Annotated in this window: 8 protein-coding genes; 6 read left to right on the top strand and 2 right to left on the bottom strand. The window is 66.9% G+C overall.

Features of this window, described 5'->3' with window-relative positions:
* The first annotated feature begins 56 nt into the window (after positions 1 to 56).
* The 5 genes from AC1DE3_RS08285 to AC1DE3_RS08305 all read left to right on the top strand — a co-directional run bounded on the left by AC1DE3_RS08285 (position 57) and on the right by AC1DE3_RS08305 (position 11517).
* Complete coding sequence (locus AC1DE3_RS08285) at positions 57 to 2069, top strand: autotransporter assembly complex protein TamA (RefSeq protein WP_441512477.1); 2013 nt, start codon at positions 57 to 59, stop codon at positions 2067 to 2069.
* Positions 2069 to 6385, top strand: coding sequence for a translocation/assembly module TamB domain-containing protein (locus AC1DE3_RS08290; RefSeq protein WP_441512478.1), 4317 nt, complete (start codon positions 2069 to 2071; stop codon positions 6383 to 6385). Before AC1DE3_RS08285 ends, AC1DE3_RS08290 begins: the two co-directional genes overlap by 1 nt.
* Positions 6386 to 6791: 406 nt before the next feature.
* Positions 6792 to 8180 carry a porin gene (locus AC1DE3_RS08295; protein WP_441512479.1) on the top strand — a complete coding sequence of 463 codons (1389 nt, stop codon included), beginning with the start codon at positions 6792 to 6794 and terminating at the stop codon, positions 8178 to 8180.
* A 271-nt stretch (positions 8181 to 8451) separates the two neighbouring features.
* Positions 8452 to 10806, top strand: a complete 2355-nt coding sequence (locus AC1DE3_RS08300) for an OmpA family protein (RefSeq protein ID WP_476852310.1) — start codon at positions 8452 to 8454, stop codon at positions 10804 to 10806.
* Positions 10807 to 10815: 9 nt separating this feature from the next.
* Positions 10816 to 11517, top strand: a complete 702-nt coding sequence (locus AC1DE3_RS08305) for a hypothetical protein (RefSeq protein WP_441512481.1) — start codon at positions 10816 to 10818, stop codon at positions 11515 to 11517.
* A 2-nt stretch (positions 11518 to 11519) separates the two neighbouring features.
* Here the strand turns inward: AC1DE3_RS08305 and AC1DE3_RS08310 are convergent, their stop codons facing one another.
* On the bottom strand, positions 11520 to 12413 hold the full coding sequence (locus AC1DE3_RS08310) for an alpha/beta fold hydrolase (protein ID WP_441512482.1): 894 nt from the start codon (positions 12411 to 12413) through the stop codon (positions 11520 to 11522).
* Between the two features lie 177 nt (positions 12414 to 12590).
* On the bottom strand, positions 12591 to 14669 hold the full coding sequence (locus AC1DE3_RS08315) for a transglycosylase SLT domain-containing protein (RefSeq protein ID WP_441512483.1): 2079 nt from the start codon (positions 14667 to 14669) through the stop codon (positions 12591 to 12593).
* 171 nt (positions 14670 to 14840) lie between these two features.
* On the opposite strand from AC1DE3_RS08315, the gene dapA reads away from it, so the two are divergent.
* Positions 14841 to 15734 (top strand): 4-hydroxy-tetrahydrodipicolinate synthase, encoded by an 894-nt coding sequence (gene dapA, locus AC1DE3_RS08320; protein WP_441512484.1) that lies wholly within the window; start codon positions 14841 to 14843, stop codon positions 15732 to 15734.
* Positions 15735 to 15772: the final 38 nt, after the last annotated feature.

The following is a 15772-nucleotide window of genomic DNA, read 5'->3' on the forward strand; positions in this document are numbered from 1 at the left end:
TGACGGCGGGTATCGGACACGGTTTCGATTGCGTGGCGGGGTGGCTTGGAGGGCGGATGCGGTTGTGGCGTAGGGCAGGGCGTGCTGTCGCGCTGAGCGGCGGCTGTGCGTTTGCCACACTGCTGGGCCTGCAGGCTGAATCCGCCCGGGCTTTCGATCTTTCGTCGCTGGACGTGTTTGGTCTCTTTACCGAGAAGGACGAGCCACCGGCGGCGAGCGCGTCGAGCCTGCCCTACAAGCTCGACTTCGATCTTGGCGATGCCGAAGACGCCAAGGCGCTGACCCGTACCCTGCAGGACGCTTCTCTGCTCTACCGGCTGCGCCAGGATGCGCCGCCGGACGGCGAGACGCTGGCGCGGCGCATGGCCGCCGATTTCAACCCGCTCGTCGATGCGCTCTGGTCGCAGGGCTATTTCAACGCCGAACTCTCCATGGTCGTCGACGGCGTTTCGCTCACGCTCGGGGTAGAGCCGAACGCGGCGTTGATCCGGGCGCTGGAGGCGCATCGCAATCGCGATGCGGTGCCGATCACCATCAGGGTCCGACCGGGCAAGGTCTTCGGCCTGCGCAAGATCGACGTGGTCGAGCGCGACGAGGCGGGAGGAGCCGTGATCTCCGATCCGCTCAAGGTCGCGAAGCTGAAAGAGGGTGAGGCGGCGACCTCGGCTGCGCTGCGCGGCGCGCAGGCGGCGCTGGTCGATTACATGCGCGCCCAGTCGCACCCGCTCGCCAAAATGGTCGAGCTTAGGCCGGTCGTCGATCACGCCACCGGCATCATGGACGTCACCTACGTCCTCGATCCCGGCCCGCTCGCGGGCTTCGGCGACATCACGCTTGGCCAGACCGACGAGATTCCGCCCGAGGTGGTCCGCTCCTTCATTTATCTCGAGCCCGGCGATCCCTACTCGCCCAAGGCGCTGGCCGATATGCGCCGCTCGATCGCGAGGATCCCTGCTGTCGGTTCCGTCCGCATCCGCGAGGGCGACAAGCTCGACCGCGCCGGCAACCTGCCGATCTTCGTCGACGTCACCGAGCGGCCGAAGCGCCTGCTCGGTTTCTCCGCCCGCTATTCGACCATCGATGGCCCGACGGTGAAAACCTACTGGGAGCACCGCAACCTGTTCGGAGGCGCCGAGCGGCTGCGGCTCGAGGGCAGCATCTTTCTGGCGCCGCGCATTGACGGCACGAAGATCAAGAGCTTCGGCGATTTCGAGGAATCCGACATCGGCGGGCGCTTTGGCTTCAGTTTCCTGAAGCCGGCATTGGGCGGCAGCCGTTACGACTGGCTCATCGACGGCGTCGCAACGCGCGAGCGCGTCGGCACCGAGCGCTATGGCGGCTACACGGCCCGCTACGCCAATGTGACCACCGCGATCATGCGCCGTTTCAGCGACACCTTCTCGGTCCAGGCCGGTCTCGAGGTCGAGCGCGGCCAGACCAGCGACGTGCTCGGCCAGATAACCTACACATTGGTCGGCATTCCGCTCTCGGTGAAATACGATTCGACCGACAGCCTGCTCGATCCGACGCGCGGCTTTCGCGTGAACGCGTCCTTCGCGCCCTATCCGACCTTCCTCGGCTCGACGGTCGGCATCTACCAGACCAAGGCGACCGTCTCCGCCTACTACGCACTCGACGAGGACGCGCGCTATGTCCTGGCCGGCCGCGTCGGCTTCGGCTCGATCTCGGGCGCGAGCCTGAACGAGATCCCGCCCACGCGGCTCTTCTTTGCCGGCGGCGGCGGCTCCGTGCGCGGCTATGCCTATCGCAGCATTGCGCCGCTGGGGCCGTTCAATCAGGTCGTGGGTGGGCGCAGCCTGCTGGAGCTCTCGGCAGAGGCGCGCATCAAGATCACCGAGACCATCGGCATCGTGCCCTTTTTCGACGCCGGAACCGCTTTCGAATCGAGCTTCCCGGACGGCAAGCAGCAGCTGCAGATGGCCGCCGGCCTTGGCCTGCGCTACTACACCGGGATCGGGCCGATCCGGGTCGACGTCGCGGCGCCGCTCAACCCGCGCAAGGGTGACAAGCCGGTCGCGCTCTATGTCAGCATCGGGCAGGCCTTCTGATGCGCCGCCTTCTCACCATGCCGCGTCTGGCGCTCTTCGCCCTGCTGCTGACGGCGGGGTTCCTGGCCTCCGCCCATTTCGGCGGCTTCGCCCAGAACGCACAGACCGATCGCGGCATCGTCGCCGATCTCATCTCAAAGGCGCTGTCCAGCGACACCAGTCAGGTCTCGATCGGCGAGGTCAATGGCGCGCTTTCTTCCGATGTGGAGATCCGCGACATCGTCCTGTCGGATCGCGATGGCGTCTGGCTGCGGCTCGATCGCGTCCGCCTGATCTGGACTCGCAGCGCGCTGCTTCTGCGCAGGCTCGATGTCGACCGCCTCGAAATCGGCAAGCTGGAGATGCTGCGCAGGCCCGCGCCGCAGCCGGCCGGCACCGCGCCTGCGAGCAATGAGCCGATCCTGCCGGAGCTGCCGCTCAAGGTGATCTTGCGCGCCTTCCAACTCAATGAACTGGCTTTGGGTGAGCCGGTTCTCGGCGTCGCCGCGCGCCTTGGCGCGACCGGCTCGGCTTCGCTCGGTCCGCCGAGCGAAGGGCTCGACCTCAAATTCGAGGCGCGCCGCCTCGACATGGGCGGCACCTTCAACGTCGATCTTGCCTTCGTCCCGCAGACGACACGTCTTCGGCTCGCCGCCAAGCTCGACGAGCCGGCCGGCGGGTTGATCTCGAAGGTCGCTGGCCTTCCAGGCGAGCCACCGGTGAAGCTCGATCTCAACGGCGACGGGCCGCTCGACTCCTTCCGCTCGAACCTGACCTTCACCGCAGGGCCGACCATCGGTGCCGAAGGCTCGGCGACGCTCAACCGCGCCGGCGTCGAGCGTCAGCTCGCGCTTGCGCTCGAGGCGCGCATCGAGGGGCTGATGCCGCCGCCGGTTGCTCCGGTCTTCGCGGGCTCGACCCGCCTCGACGGCGCGGTCGGCCTTCGGGACGATGGCGGCGTCGATATCCGCAATCTCGCTTTGGTCTCCGCGCTGGCGCGTCTCGACGTGCTCGGCCGCTATAACGCCGACAAGACGCTCGATATCCGCGTCAGCGCGGCTTCGCGCCCGAATGCCAATGGCCGTACCGTCGCCTCCGGCGCCGAGATCGGAAAGCTCGCCTTCGATGCGACGATCCGCGGGCCCGTTGCGGGCCCGACCGTGGTCGCGACCCTCGACGCGCAGGATGCCAAGATGCCGGCCGGCCGGTTCGGAAAGGTCGCGCTCGCCTTCAACGCGACACCGACCGGGACCATCGGCGAGCCGGGCACCCGGATCACGCTGACCTCCGACGGCGAGGCCAGCGGGGTCGCGCTGACCGACAAGGCGCTCGCGCGCGCGGTTGGCGACAAGGTCACCTTTACCCTGCGTGGCGTCGGCCAGGACGATGGCACAGCCGATTTCGAAACGTTGAAGCTCGCCCTCTCCGGCGTCGAGCTCGACTATAAGGGCAAGCTCGGACAGGCGCGTGTGCTCGGCAAGCTCAAGGCCGTCCTGCCAGATCTTTCGCGCCTTAGCGGACTTGCCGAGCGCCCGCTCGGGGGCAGGGCGGAGGTCACGGCCGATCTCGACGCGACACCGCGTCTCAACAACTACGCCGCGACGCTCGATGGCAAGGCCGAGCACCTCGCCACCGGCACCGCCGTCGTGGACCGATTGCTGGCGGGCAACCTCACCCTGGCCGGGCGTGTCAATGCGCTTGCCGGAGATTACACGGTGGACGGCCTGCGTGTGGCCGGGCAGCATGCGGCCTTCACCGCCGATGGCTCGCTCGGCCGGCAGCAATCCAGCCTGAAGCTGGCGCTTGCGCTGCCTGATCTCAAGCGCGCTGACCCGCGTCTCTCTGGCCGCGGCGACATCACCGCCGAGATCACCGGCCCGCAGAACAAGCTCGACGCGACCGCCCGCATCGCCATTGCCAATGCGACTGCGCTCGCCCGGCCGATCCCGCGGCTGACCGTCGATGCGGTCGCGAAGGATCTGCAGGGCGCACTGAGCGCCAGCGTCAACCTGACTGGCGAAGTGGATGCCAAGCCGGCGTCCGGCCATATCCAGCTGGCGCGCCAGCCCGACGACGGCTGGAACCTCTCGACCCTCGATCTGTCGATCGGCTCGGTCCGGCTGAACGGAGGTCTCACGCTGGATCCGGCGAGCCGCGCGGCCGGGCGGCTGACCCTGGCCGCGCGCAATCTCGATGACCTGTCGGCGCTGGCGCTGACCAAGCTTGGCGGCCAGCTCGACGCGGACATCGTCCTCGCCACGCCGGATGGGCGGCAGGATATCGACCTGACCGCACGGGGCTCGCGCCTCGCCGGGCCGTCAGTTTCGATCGAAAAGCTCGATGCGAAGATCGGCGCCCGCGACATATACGGCCGGCCGATGCTCGATGCGGCCGTGGCCATCGATCGCGCCATCGCCGCCGGCGAGACGATCAGCGCCATTCGCTTCGACTCGAAAGGCGCGCCCGACGCCAGCGCCTTCACGCTGAGCGCCAATGCGCGTGGCTTTGCCCTGAAAGGCGCCGGCCGGCTCGTGCCCGGCGAGCCTCTCAAGCTGGAACTCGCCTCCTTCGATGCCCGCCGCGACGGCCGGGCGATCACGCTCGCGAATCCCGCGACCTTCAGCTTCCCGGCGTCCGGGGTCGAGATCGCCGGCCTCGCCCTGACGATCGACAAGGGCAAGGTGACGCTCGATGGCCGGGCCGGTGAGACGCTCGATCTGCGCTTCACGGCCCGCGACGTGCCGCTCGCAGCCGCCCGCATCGCATCGCCCAGTCTGAATTTCTCCGGCACCCTGAACGCCGAGGCGCAGGTCAAGGGCAAGCCGGGCGATCTCGCCGGCCCCTGGAAGGTGAGGATCGCCCAGCTCGTGACGCCCGAGACGCGTCAGGCAGGCTTGCCTCCAGTCGAGATCGCGGGTGAGGGGGCCTTCAAAGGCGATGCGACCAGCGTTTCCGCCACTGTGAATGCCGGCCGGGGCGCGAGCCTGACATTGCGCGGAACCGCGCCTCTCAACGCGACGGGGCCGCTCGATCTTGCCGCGCAGGGCCGCGTCGATGCCGGGCTCGCCAATCCGCTGCTGGCCGTGAACGGGCAACGCGTGACCGGCAGCGTCGCCGTCGACATGCGCGCCGGAGGCACGGCGTCCGCGCCACGGTTGAGCGGTAACGCGACCCTGTCGAACGGCAGCTTCACGGATGCGCTGCAGGGGATCCGGCTTAACGCCATCGAAGCCCGCGTCGCGGCGAATGGCGATAATCTGACCGTCGAACGCGCTTCGGCGCGTGCGCCGAATGGTGGCACGATCACGGCCAGCGGGCAGGTCAAGGTGGACCCCGCCGCGGGATTCCCCGGCAACATTCGCATCCGCGGCGATCGTGCCCAACTTGTCTCGAGCGGGCTCGTCACCGCGGTTGCCGGGTTGGATCTCGAGATCAGCGGTCCGCTGGCGCAGCGTCCGCGGCTCGGCGGGCGCATCGACATCGTCTCGCTCGAGGTCACGGTTCCCGATCGGTTGCCGGCTTCGCTTCGTCCGGTCGACGGCATCAGGCACATCCATGCGCGTGGGACCGCTGCCGCAAGGCTCGCGGCAGAACGCAAGGCACGGGAGGCGCGCGGCCGCGGACGAGCAGCGCCCCCCTTCGACGCCACGCTGGCATTGACGGTCTCGGCGCCCAGCCGGGTCTTCATCCGTGGCCGCGGCATCGATGCCGAACTTGGCGGCGAGATCCGCGTGGCCGGGACCTCTTCGGCGCCGGTCTTGAACGGCGGCTTCGAATTGCGCCGAGGCCGCATCAGCGTGCTCACGCAACGCCTCGACTTCAGCCGTGGCAGGCTCACTTTCGCCGGAGGGCTGATTCCGGAACTGGACTTTGTAGCTGAAACCAGCGCGGGCGACGTGACGGCAAGGATCACCGTCAGCGGCCCGGCCGACCAGCCGAGCTTCGCCTTCACCTCCCAACCTGAATTGCCGCAGGACGAGGTGCTGTCCCGGCTGCTTTTCGCCCGCGCCTCCGGCTCGCTCTCGCCCTTCCAGGCGCTGCAGCTTGCCCAGGCTGCAGCCCAGTTCGCCGGCGGAGGCGGGGATGACACCTTCGAACGGCTGCGCAAGTCGCTCGGCGTCGACAATCTCGATATCCAGATGGGCGCAGGCGGCCCGACCCTCGGGGCCTCGCGCTACATCAGCGACAATGTCTCCATCGGTGTGAAGGTGGGGACGAAGCCCGAGGATAGCGGTGTCTCAGTCGGCATCGACGTGACGAAGCGCCTGAAGCTCCAGGCGGAGACGGGGGCGGACGGCAGCGCGGCCGTCGGAATCGGCGCCGAGTGGGAATACTGAGCAGCCGGCGCGGCGGGGAATCACGCACCGCGAGATTCGCCGCCCGGAAGGCTCGCCGGCTTCATGTTTCCCCTTTGGATCGCTTCAAAACCAGCCCGTCGGGCCGTCGAGCGTTAATGCTTCGTAAATTTCGGGCTTCAAAGCGTGGCTCGACTGCAACACCGGATTTCAAAGCACCCCATGCACAGCCCTTGGCGGCGGATCATGGTTGATCGGCGAGGGCGCATTCGTATGGTGGAAATGCGTCGGGACGTTCCCGGTCGCTGTTTTTCGTCCTCGCCTCCGAAATAGGTCGGTGACGCGGGCGAAAGACCGGGAATAGGCAGGTTCTGCGATCAGGCTGAAAGTCTGGGGCGGGGGGCAGGCTGAAGCCCGAGGGTCTCGAAACTCTTTTGGAGGTTACCAAATGAAGCTCGTTAAGAGCCTCCTCCTCGGTTCCGCCGCCGGCATCGCCGCGGTCGCCGGGGCTCAGGCCGCCGACCTTCCCTCGCGGAAGGCCGCTCCGGTCGAATACGTTCGCGTCTGCACTGCCTACGGTGCCGGCTTCTTCTACATCCCGGGCACTGACTCCTGCCTGCGCATCTCGGGCCGCGTCCGCGCCGAGTACGCCATCGGCACGCGTTACAGCGACTTCCAGGATGCCTACGGCACCCGCGCCCGTGGCCGTCTGAACGTCGACGTCCGCACGCAGACCGCTTACGGCACCCTGCGTACCTTCATCCGCTACGAGCTGACCAACAACACCGGCATCTACAATGCTGGCGGCGTGACTCCGTTCAACGTTGGTTCGACCGTCCCCGGCCTCGTCCGCGGTCCGTCGTCCACCTCGACCGGCTCGCTGGTTGACCTGGCCTTCGTGCAGTTCGGCCCGATCACCGCTGGTCGCGCTCAGTCGTTCTTCGACTTCTACGCTTCGGACCTGAACTTCGCTTCGATCCGTACGGCTGACTCGCGCGTCAACCTGCTGGCCTACACCGCGACCTTCGGTTCGGGCTTCTCGGCTACGATCTCGGCTGAAGATCGTACCTCGGGCACCTCGGGCCGCGAGCTCGCGGGCGCAATCTTCAACCCGCTCACCCCCGGCGTCGGCGGTATTGCGGTTACCGCTCAGGGTCAGAACTTCCCCGATCTCGTCGCCTCGCTGCGCGTCGATCAGGGCTGGGGCTCCGCTCAGCTGTCCGGTATGGTCGGTCAGCGTAGCTACGCCACCGCGACCAACATCACTGCGGTCAACGGCGATGAGATGGTCTGGGCCATCCAGGGCGGCGTGAAGATCAACCTGCCGATGCTCGCCGCTGGCGACGCTCTGTGGTTGCAGGCTGCCTATGCTGACGGCGCCCTCGGCTACCTCGGCTGGTCGCCGAACAGCCTCGGTCTCGGCCGCGTTGGTGCCCTGACGCTCGCCGACGCCGCGATCAACCCGATCACCGGCAACATCAACAACTCGACCGGTTGGTCGCTTGTTGCGGCGTTCCGCCACTTCTTCACCCCGACGATCCGCACCGAGATCAGCGCTTCGTACTCTGAGCTGAAGTTCAAGTACAACGACGCAGCCTCGGCAGCCTTCAACGGCGTCTTCGCCCGTTCGGCAGACCCGAAGGAGTTCCTGCTCGCTGGCGCTCTGATCTGGTCGCCGGTCTCCGGTCTCGATATCGGTGTCGAAGTGCTCTACTCGCATCTCGACGTCAATTCGCCGGTCGGTGTCATCAGCAACAACAACGTCCGCAGCGGCGTGCTCGGCATCAAGTCCGACGACACCGTTGCTGGCCGCTTCCGCATCCAGCGCGACTTCTGATCGGTCTCCGATCTCAGTCGGAAGCCCCGGGGAAACCCGGGGCTTTTTTATTGCCTGTGGATTGAAGCACGCCGCGGCCGAGGGGCTTTCACGATCCGGTTGAATCGGGACGATCCATCGTTCGCGTTGGCGGCTTGGATCGGGTGAATCTTGGCGGCGCTTAAAACAAAGCCTGCGGATCGTCAGGCGAATTATTGTTAGAATGGAACGGTCGCGGTTGTCGGATGCCTGGGCCTGAGCATTGGCCGGAACGGGTGAATAGGGGCGTGACATGTCGCAGCCGACGCGCTGGTTCTGGGGTCTGATCCCACTGGTCCTGCTGTGGGGAGCCGGGAATGTCGGGCTGGACGCAGCTATCGAGCAGGATGTCGGCGCGCGCGCGGTGAGGGCCGTTGCGGCAGTGGCCGGCCGGACCCCAGGGGCCCGTCCTGTCGTGGCGCAGGTCGAGGGACGCGACGTCACGATTGCAGGCGAGGTTCTGTCGACCGACGGCGCAACCCGCGCGATGGCGCATCTGCGTGCCGAATTCGGCGTGCGGCGGGCATTGGGCGGTCTGTCGCAGGTCGTTGCGCAGAAGCCCTATTCATGGTTCGCCGGGCGGCTATCGGATAGCGTTACGCTCGGCGGCTTCGTCCCGGATGTCCAGACGGCCGAAGCCAATCTCGTTGCGGCAGGCGCGGCGCTGCCCGGCCTGCATGTCGACGATCGCCAGACCATCGCGTTCGGCGCGCCGGACGGCTTCGGGGCCATGACCGCCGCGATGATCGCCGAACTGCCGAAACTGGCTTCCGGACGGATCGCGCTCGACGACAGTCGCTTCTGCATCGAAGGGAGGGCCGTGAGCCCCGTTTCGTTCCGGGCCCTCGAGGCTGCTATCGTGCAGCTGGCGCGGCCTGGCTTCCAGGCCGTGAAATGCGATCTTGAGCCCCCGATCGTGGCACCATATCGATGGAGCGCCGAGCACCGCGCCGATGATGAACTCGTCCTGCGGGGCTACTACCCGAACGACGAGGTCCACAGGCAGCTCCTGCAGGCGGTGCAACGCGCCTTCGGGGCGGCGATCATGTTGCGTGACGAATTGCAGCCGGGGGATGGCGCACCGTCTGCATTTCTGGAGAAGATCGCTCGCGCCGCGGCCGACCTCGCTCGGCTTCGGGAAGGCAGGGCCGAGCTCGACGGCGACATCTATACGCTCTCCGGCAAGGGACCGGACAGCTATGAGGCATGCCAGTCGCTACGCCTGCAGATTGCGCAGCAGGACGGTCCCGATTCGGTCGCGCGTGTCGAGATCGATTGTCCTCCGGAACCGCCGCCGGCGCCTGTCGTCGTGCCACCGCCCGAGGTGCCGGGCCTGATCCTGAAGGACGTACTTCCGGCAAATCCCGCGGCCGATCGCCCCACCTCGGCTTCCGCTGCCCCTCTCGCTTCCGGAGCTGGTGAGCAATCGGGCGCGCCTCCCGTGTCAGCCGCCAGGCAGACAGACGCGCCGGTAGCGGCAGCCCCGGTGCCGCTCGACTGGAACGCTGGACGCGCTGATGGGCGCGTCTCACTGGGCGGCGTGGTGGCGAGCGAGGCGCAGCGCGACAACGCAATGGCCGCGGCGCGGCGTCTGTTCGGGGAGGCAGCGCTCGAGGACCGCATGAGCATCGAATCTGCGTTGCGCTCCGAGCTCGATATTCCCGCATCGCTGTCTTTCGCACTTCAGGCCTTGTCGCGGCTGAAGTCGGGATCTGTGACGATCCGCGACAAGGACTTCGCCGTAGTCGGGGAGGTTGCAGATGCGGCGGGCCTGGCGGCGCTGCATGATTTGCTTGCTCGCGGCGCTCCGGCAGGGCTTGCCGTCGCGTCTCTGCCGGAAGGCATCGTGGTGCGGCCTTATGGGCTGACGTTGTCGATGGATCGCACCGGCTTGCGGCTCAGCGGTTATGTTCCTGATGAAATAACGCGCGCCAATCTCCGTTCCGTCGTAGCCGATTCTCCCCTGAAGGATCGGCTCGACGACGGGTTGGTCGTCGTGCCGGGAGCGCCGTCCGATTTCGGCTCTGCCGCGAGAGTGATGCTCGCGGATCTGCTCAGGTTGGATCTGGGCTCTGCTTCGATCGAGGATGATCGCGTCAGCATCCGCGGATTGACCTGTCGCGAACTGATCAGGAGCGAAATCGAGACGAGCGCGGCGTCCGGCCTGCCGGCGGGGTTCAAGGCCGATGCCGCAATCAGCCTGCGCCAGACCGGCTGCGTCGTCGACCCGCCGGCGAGCTGCCAGAACGATCTCGATGGCTTGACCCGGCGCAACGCCGTGTTGTTCGGGCAGGGCACCTCGGTCGTCGAACTCGATGCGACGACCGAGCGAGTAATCGGCGAGGCGGCGGCCATTCTCAAGAGGTGCCCCGACGCTTCGGTGACCATCGAAGGGCATGCCAACCGCGACGGCGAACGGCGCGGCTTCGACAATGTGGACCTGTCCTTGCGCCGGGCCACGCGTGTCCGTGAGGAGCTCGCGCACCGCGGCATCGACCCCGCGAAGCTCACGGTCAAAGCCTATGGCAGCGCCCGCCCGATCCTGCCCTACGACATGCAGGAAGCCAAAGCGATGAACCGCCGCGTGCAGTTCACCGTGGCGAAGTAGGAGGCGGTCATGCTCTATCTCGCCAGCCAGTTCGTTTGGTTCCTGCTCGGCGCCTTCGGCCTTGGGCTCGCTATGGGCCGGATCAGCCAAGGTGGCGGCAGAGTCCGGCTGTGGAACGGTGCCTGGACGGTTGTCGCTGCGTTCTGGGCCCTTGGTGCAGCCCTGGCCTGGTTCCAATGGCTCAACGGGGCCGTTGCGACATGGTTGGAGACCGCGCTGCTATTCATCGCTGCGTACTGGGCAGGTTGCGCCTGTGCTAGTTTGTTTCACAGGCCGACAGCGGTGAGCGTAACCCGGGTGACGGCCGATGTGCTTCCGCCCGTCGAGAACGAGGCCGATCTGCCCGGCCGTCGGCCCGCGGGTCAGGCGGTGGCTCGCGATGGAAAAGCCGACGATCTGAAGCTGATCAAGGGTGTCGGCCGGCAGAATGAAGGTCGCCTGCACGGCCTCGGCATCTGGCATTTCGAGCAGATCGCCGCCTGGGCGCCCGACAACGTCGAATGGGTCGGCAGTTACCTTGCTTTTCCCGGTCGCATCGAGCGTGAAGACTGGGTCGGCCAGGCGAAGGTTCTGGCGACGGGCGTCGTGACGGAGTTTGCCGCTCGCGCCCAGGCGGGGCTGGTCGAGACGTCCCGCGACGACGGCTCCGCCGGACAGGGCAATGTCGCAGCCATCTCCAGCGAGGCCACGAAGGAGCCGTCGAAACCCTAAAGTCAGGCCGCTCGACGCTCGGCCCGCGCGATCAGCTTGCCGATGCGCCGGGCCATGTCTCTCGAGCCCAATAGAGGGGCGTGGCCTTGTCCGGCGACGGTGAAGATTTCGCAGTCGGGATGGCGCTCGGCCATCTCCTGCAGGGTCTTTTCGGCCAGCAGATCGGAGTTCGCTCCGCGGATCGCCAGCAGCGGCACCGCTTTGAGCCCGTCGAAATAGGTCCAGAGCACCGGCAGGGGCGCTTCGAGGTCGAGCTCCTCCAGCACCTTCATCAGCTTCGTGTCGTAATCCGGCTTGAGCGGCCCGTCCCGATCCGTCCAGGTGCGGCGGGCCATGATCTCCCACTCCGCTTGGCTGAGCGCCGGGAAATGCTGGTCGGAGAGCCGCTTCAGAATCTCGGCGCCTTCCGAGAAGCTGCGCGGCACCGGCAATTTCCCGACATAGCCGCGGATGCGCAACAGGCCGCGCGCGTCGATCACCGGGCCGACATCGTTGAGGACCGCTCCGCTGATCACGGCCGGCCGGGCCGCCGCGAGCGCCATTGTGAGAAGCCCGCCTCGCGAGGTGCCGACGAAAACGGCCTGTTCTATGCCCATCGCGACCAGAACCTGCATGAGGTCGTCGAGCTCGATGCGGATGTCGTAGTTCTTCCAGTTGCGGTCGTAATCCGAGAGCCCGCGGCCGCGATAATCGAGCGCCAGCACGCGGCGCGGCTTGGTCTCGTCCTGCGCGAGAGCCATTGCCAGTTCGTGGAAATCGGCGGCCGTGCGCGCGAAACCCGGCAGGCAGACGACCGGAAGTGCGGTCCCTTCGAGCGGACCATAGTCACGCAGATGGAGTTTCAGACCGTCGCGAGCGCTGACGAAGCGGGAGGTAAAGGCGGAAGCCGGGATCATGCGGAACTCGAGGAAGCTATCTCCCGCGCACCTAATCATGCTCCGGCCGAGGGCGGAAGCCGGCTTTCGCAGCTCGACGCCGATGTGGAATCCGTTGAAGGCCGCTGCGACTGCGATGGGTTGCAGGTCCTCGCTTGGCCCGCGCCCGGGATGGCGGGGCAGGTGAGGGGCCAGCGGCTAATCGCGCTTGCCGCCGCGCTTCAGATCGTAGTCGATCAGATAGGCGGTGCGCTGGTTCAGCCGCTCGCGATAGACCTGCAGATTCTCCATCACGCGCTGGACGTAGTTGCGCGTCTCGGAGAAGGGGATGCGCTCGACCCAATCGACGGCATCCACCTCCGGGTCGCGCGGGTCGCCATAGGCGGCGATCCATTTCTTCACATTCGGCGAGCCGGCATTATAGGCCGCGAAGGTCAGGATGTAGGAGCCGCGCCACTCTTTCAGCAGGTCGTTGAGATGGGCTGCACCCATCTGCGCCGCATAGAGCGGGTCTTGGCCCAGCTTCTGCCAGTCGAAGGGCAGCCCGGCACGACGTGCCGTCTCGCGTGCCGTCGCCGGCATCATCTGCATCAGCCCGCGTGCCCCGGCACCGGACATCGCGGCCGGGTCGAAGGCACTCTCCTGCCGGGCGATGGCGTGGACGATGGCGCGCTCCATCGGGTCGCCGAGCACGTCGAATTCCGGGATGCCGTTGACCGGATAGGCAGCCATGTCGAGCGGGAAGCCGCGCTGCAGCGCCGCCTTGCCGATGCCGACGAGCGCACGGGCATCAGCTTCGCGCTGCGCGATTGCCGCGATCGCCTCCAGCGCTTCGGTGGTGTGCAGGCGCTGTGCCAGATCGTTCAGCATCAGCGTGGCGAGGTCGCGCTCGCCGATGCGATAGAGCAGCCGCACGCCGCGATGGCCCGGCAATCCCTCGAGGGCGGCGGCCGAAGTGCTTCGGAGCGGCAGGCGGTCCAGCCCCAGCTTCGCACGCGCGAGTTGACCGTAATAGGCGACAGGTTGCTCTGCCGCCTTGCCGAAGGCGGCCTTGGCCTCATCGGCTTGCCCCATCTCCTCAAAGGCGCGGCCCCGCCAATAGGCCGCGCGGGCGACCGAGATGGGCGTTTCGCTGATGGCGGCAGCGGCGTCGAAATGCTTCAGCGCGACTTCCGGCTTCTTCAGGAAGCGCAGTGCGATGAAGCCGGCATGCCATTCCGCCTCGATACGCTCCGCTGCGTCCTCGGCGCCGTGGCCAGCCGAGACCTCATAGGCCTTCGCTGGCTGGCCGGCATCGAGGAGCTTGCGCGAGATGATGCGCCGCTCTTCCCACCAGCCGTCGCCATCGCCCAGCATGGCTGCGTCGCGCGGAACACTGGCGAGCGCCTTGACGGCATCGTCGAGCTTGTCGGCCCGGCGGGCCTGCTGCGCCCGCAGGAAGGCGAAGGAAACGTCGCTGCGGACGGAGGCTGGCACTGCCGCGATCTGCTTTTCGGGGATCGGCTGGCGCGCTCCGGCGCTGGCGAGCCGCGCCCTGGCCAGCACGACATAGTCGGCCGAGACCCGGGCGGCATTGCGCAAGGCTGCCCCGTCATTGTCCTTGAACAGGAAGCGCTCGGTACGCTGCCGATGGTCGTCCTTCGTCAGCACGGCGTCGAATTCCTTGAGGACGATCTTCTCCAGCGCTTGCCCGAACGGGTCCTTGCGCCACGTCCGGCGCACGAGGGCGGCAGCCTCTTCGGCTCGCCCCTCGTCCTTGAGCGCGAGCGCGAGCGCGATCCGCCCGGCCGGCGACACCGGCTGCTGGCCGTGGAAGAAGGCGCGGACGATCAGCGGACTCTTCTTCTCGGCGATCAGCGCCTCTTCGGCGCGGCGTCGAAAACGGGTCGTCGCGGGATAGTTCGGATGCTCGCGCAGGAAGGCGTCGATCCGCGTGAACGACACGGTGCCGGCATTGGCGTGGATCGCCACCCATTCGAGCAGCGTGCGAACGGCGCGGTCGTCGATCCGCGCCGCAAGCTCATCACCCTCGCCGAGTGCGCCGCGTCTATAGGCGGCGACGGCAGATTTCACGGCGTCCAGATTGGTTGCATCATCGCCCCGCAGGGTGGAGGACGGATAGGGCAGCAGCGCGCCCGTGGTCTCGACGTCGCCGATCATGGCGAGCTTGCGCTGGCTCGCCAGCATGCCGTCGTCACCCGCCTGTGTGGTCGAGGCGGAGAGCACGGCAGGCAACAGCAGGCCGATCAATCTCCTCGCGGCAGCAGGCGAGGCCATGGCGGGTCTCCATCCTGGGGCAGGCATTCGGGAACGATGGTCGGGGAAGGGGGTTGATGAAGGCTTAACTATGAGGCTACGCATTTTCATGCATTGCCGGCTTTGCCTTGACCAAACGACGGTTTATGTGTGGCGGCCCGACAACCCGCGTTTCGCTTCAGGATCAGCCCGATGACCAAGCACATTGCCCTTACCGGCTCGATGCCAGCTCTGGTCACTCCCTTCAAATCCGGCAAGGTCGATGAGGAGACGCTGCGCGCGCTGGTCGAATGGCAGATCGCCAGCGGTTCGACCGGCCTGGTCCCGGTCGGCACCACCGGCGAGAGCCCGACGCTCTCCCATGACGAGCACAAGAGCGTCGTCGAAATCGTCGTCGATCAGGCCAAGGGCCGCGTTCCGGTGATCGCAGGGGCTGGTTCCAACAACACGATCGAGGCTATCGATCTCGCCGTTCATGCCGGGAAGGCCGGCGCCGACGCCGTTCTCGTGGTCACGCCCTATTATAATAAGCCCACCCAGGAGGGCATGTACCAGCACTTCAAGGCGGTGAACGATGCAATCGGGATTCCGATCATCATCTACAACATCCCGCCGCGTTCGGTGGTGGATATGTCCGTCGAGACGATGACGCGGCTCTATGAGCTCAAGAACATCGTCGGCGTGAAGGATGCCACCGCCAATCTCGCCCGCGTCTCGCAGCAGCGCCACGCCATGGGCCCGGATTTCATCCAGCTCTCCGGCGAGGACATGACCGCACTGGCCTATATGGCTGCCGGCGGTCATGGCTGCATCTCGGTCGTCGCCAATGTCGCGCCGCGCCTCTGCGCCGATCTGATGGAGGCCGCGCTCAAGGGCGATTACGCTGGGGCGTTGAAGGTGCAGGACCGGCTGGTGCCGCTCCATGACGCGACCTTCAAGGAGCCCGGCCTCGCCGGCGCCAAGCATGGCCTGAAGCTGCTCGGCCGCATCGAGGAGGAAATCCGCCTGCCCTTGATGCCGGTGACACCGGCCACCGGCAAGGTGATCCGAGACGCCATGGTTTTCGCCGGGCTGTTGAATGCTTAGATAGGGATTGCGTTCGTCCGGTCGCCCCGGCGACGCCA

Source organism: Allobosea sp. 10L417 (assembly GCF_056395485.1).

Excerpts from the sequence above, each read along its gene's own strand:
- AC1DE3_RS08285 (WP_441512477.1), top strand. The coding sequence starts at position 57 with ATGCGGTTGTGGCGTAGGGCAGGGCGTGCTGTCGCGCTGAGCGGCGGC.
- AC1DE3_RS08290 (WP_441512478.1), top strand. The coding sequence starts at position 2,069 with ATGCGCCGCCTTCTCACCATGCCGCGTCTGGCGCTCTTCGCCCTGCTG.
- AC1DE3_RS08295 (WP_441512479.1), top strand. The coding sequence starts at position 6,792 with ATGAAGCTCGTTAAGAGCCTCCTCCTCGGTTCCGCCGCCGGCATCGCC.
- AC1DE3_RS08300 (WP_476852310.1), top strand. The coding sequence starts at position 8,452 with ATGTCGCAGCCGACGCGCTGGTTCTGGGGTCTGATCCCACTGGTCCTG.
- AC1DE3_RS08305 (WP_441512481.1), top strand. The coding sequence starts at position 10,816 with ATGCTCTATCTCGCCAGCCAGTTCGTTTGGTTCCTGCTCGGCGCCTTC.
- AC1DE3_RS08310 (WP_441512482.1), bottom strand. The coding sequence starts at position 12,413 with ATGATCCCGGCTTCCGCCTTTACCTCCCGCTTCGTCAGCGCTCGCGAC.
- AC1DE3_RS08315 (WP_441512483.1), bottom strand. The coding sequence starts at position 14,669 with ATGGCCTCGCCTGCTGCCGCGAGGAGATTGATCGGCCTGCTGTTGCCT.
- dapA (WP_441512484.1), top strand. The coding sequence starts at position 14,841 with ATGACCAAGCACATTGCCCTTACCGGCTCGATGCCAGCTCTGGTCACT.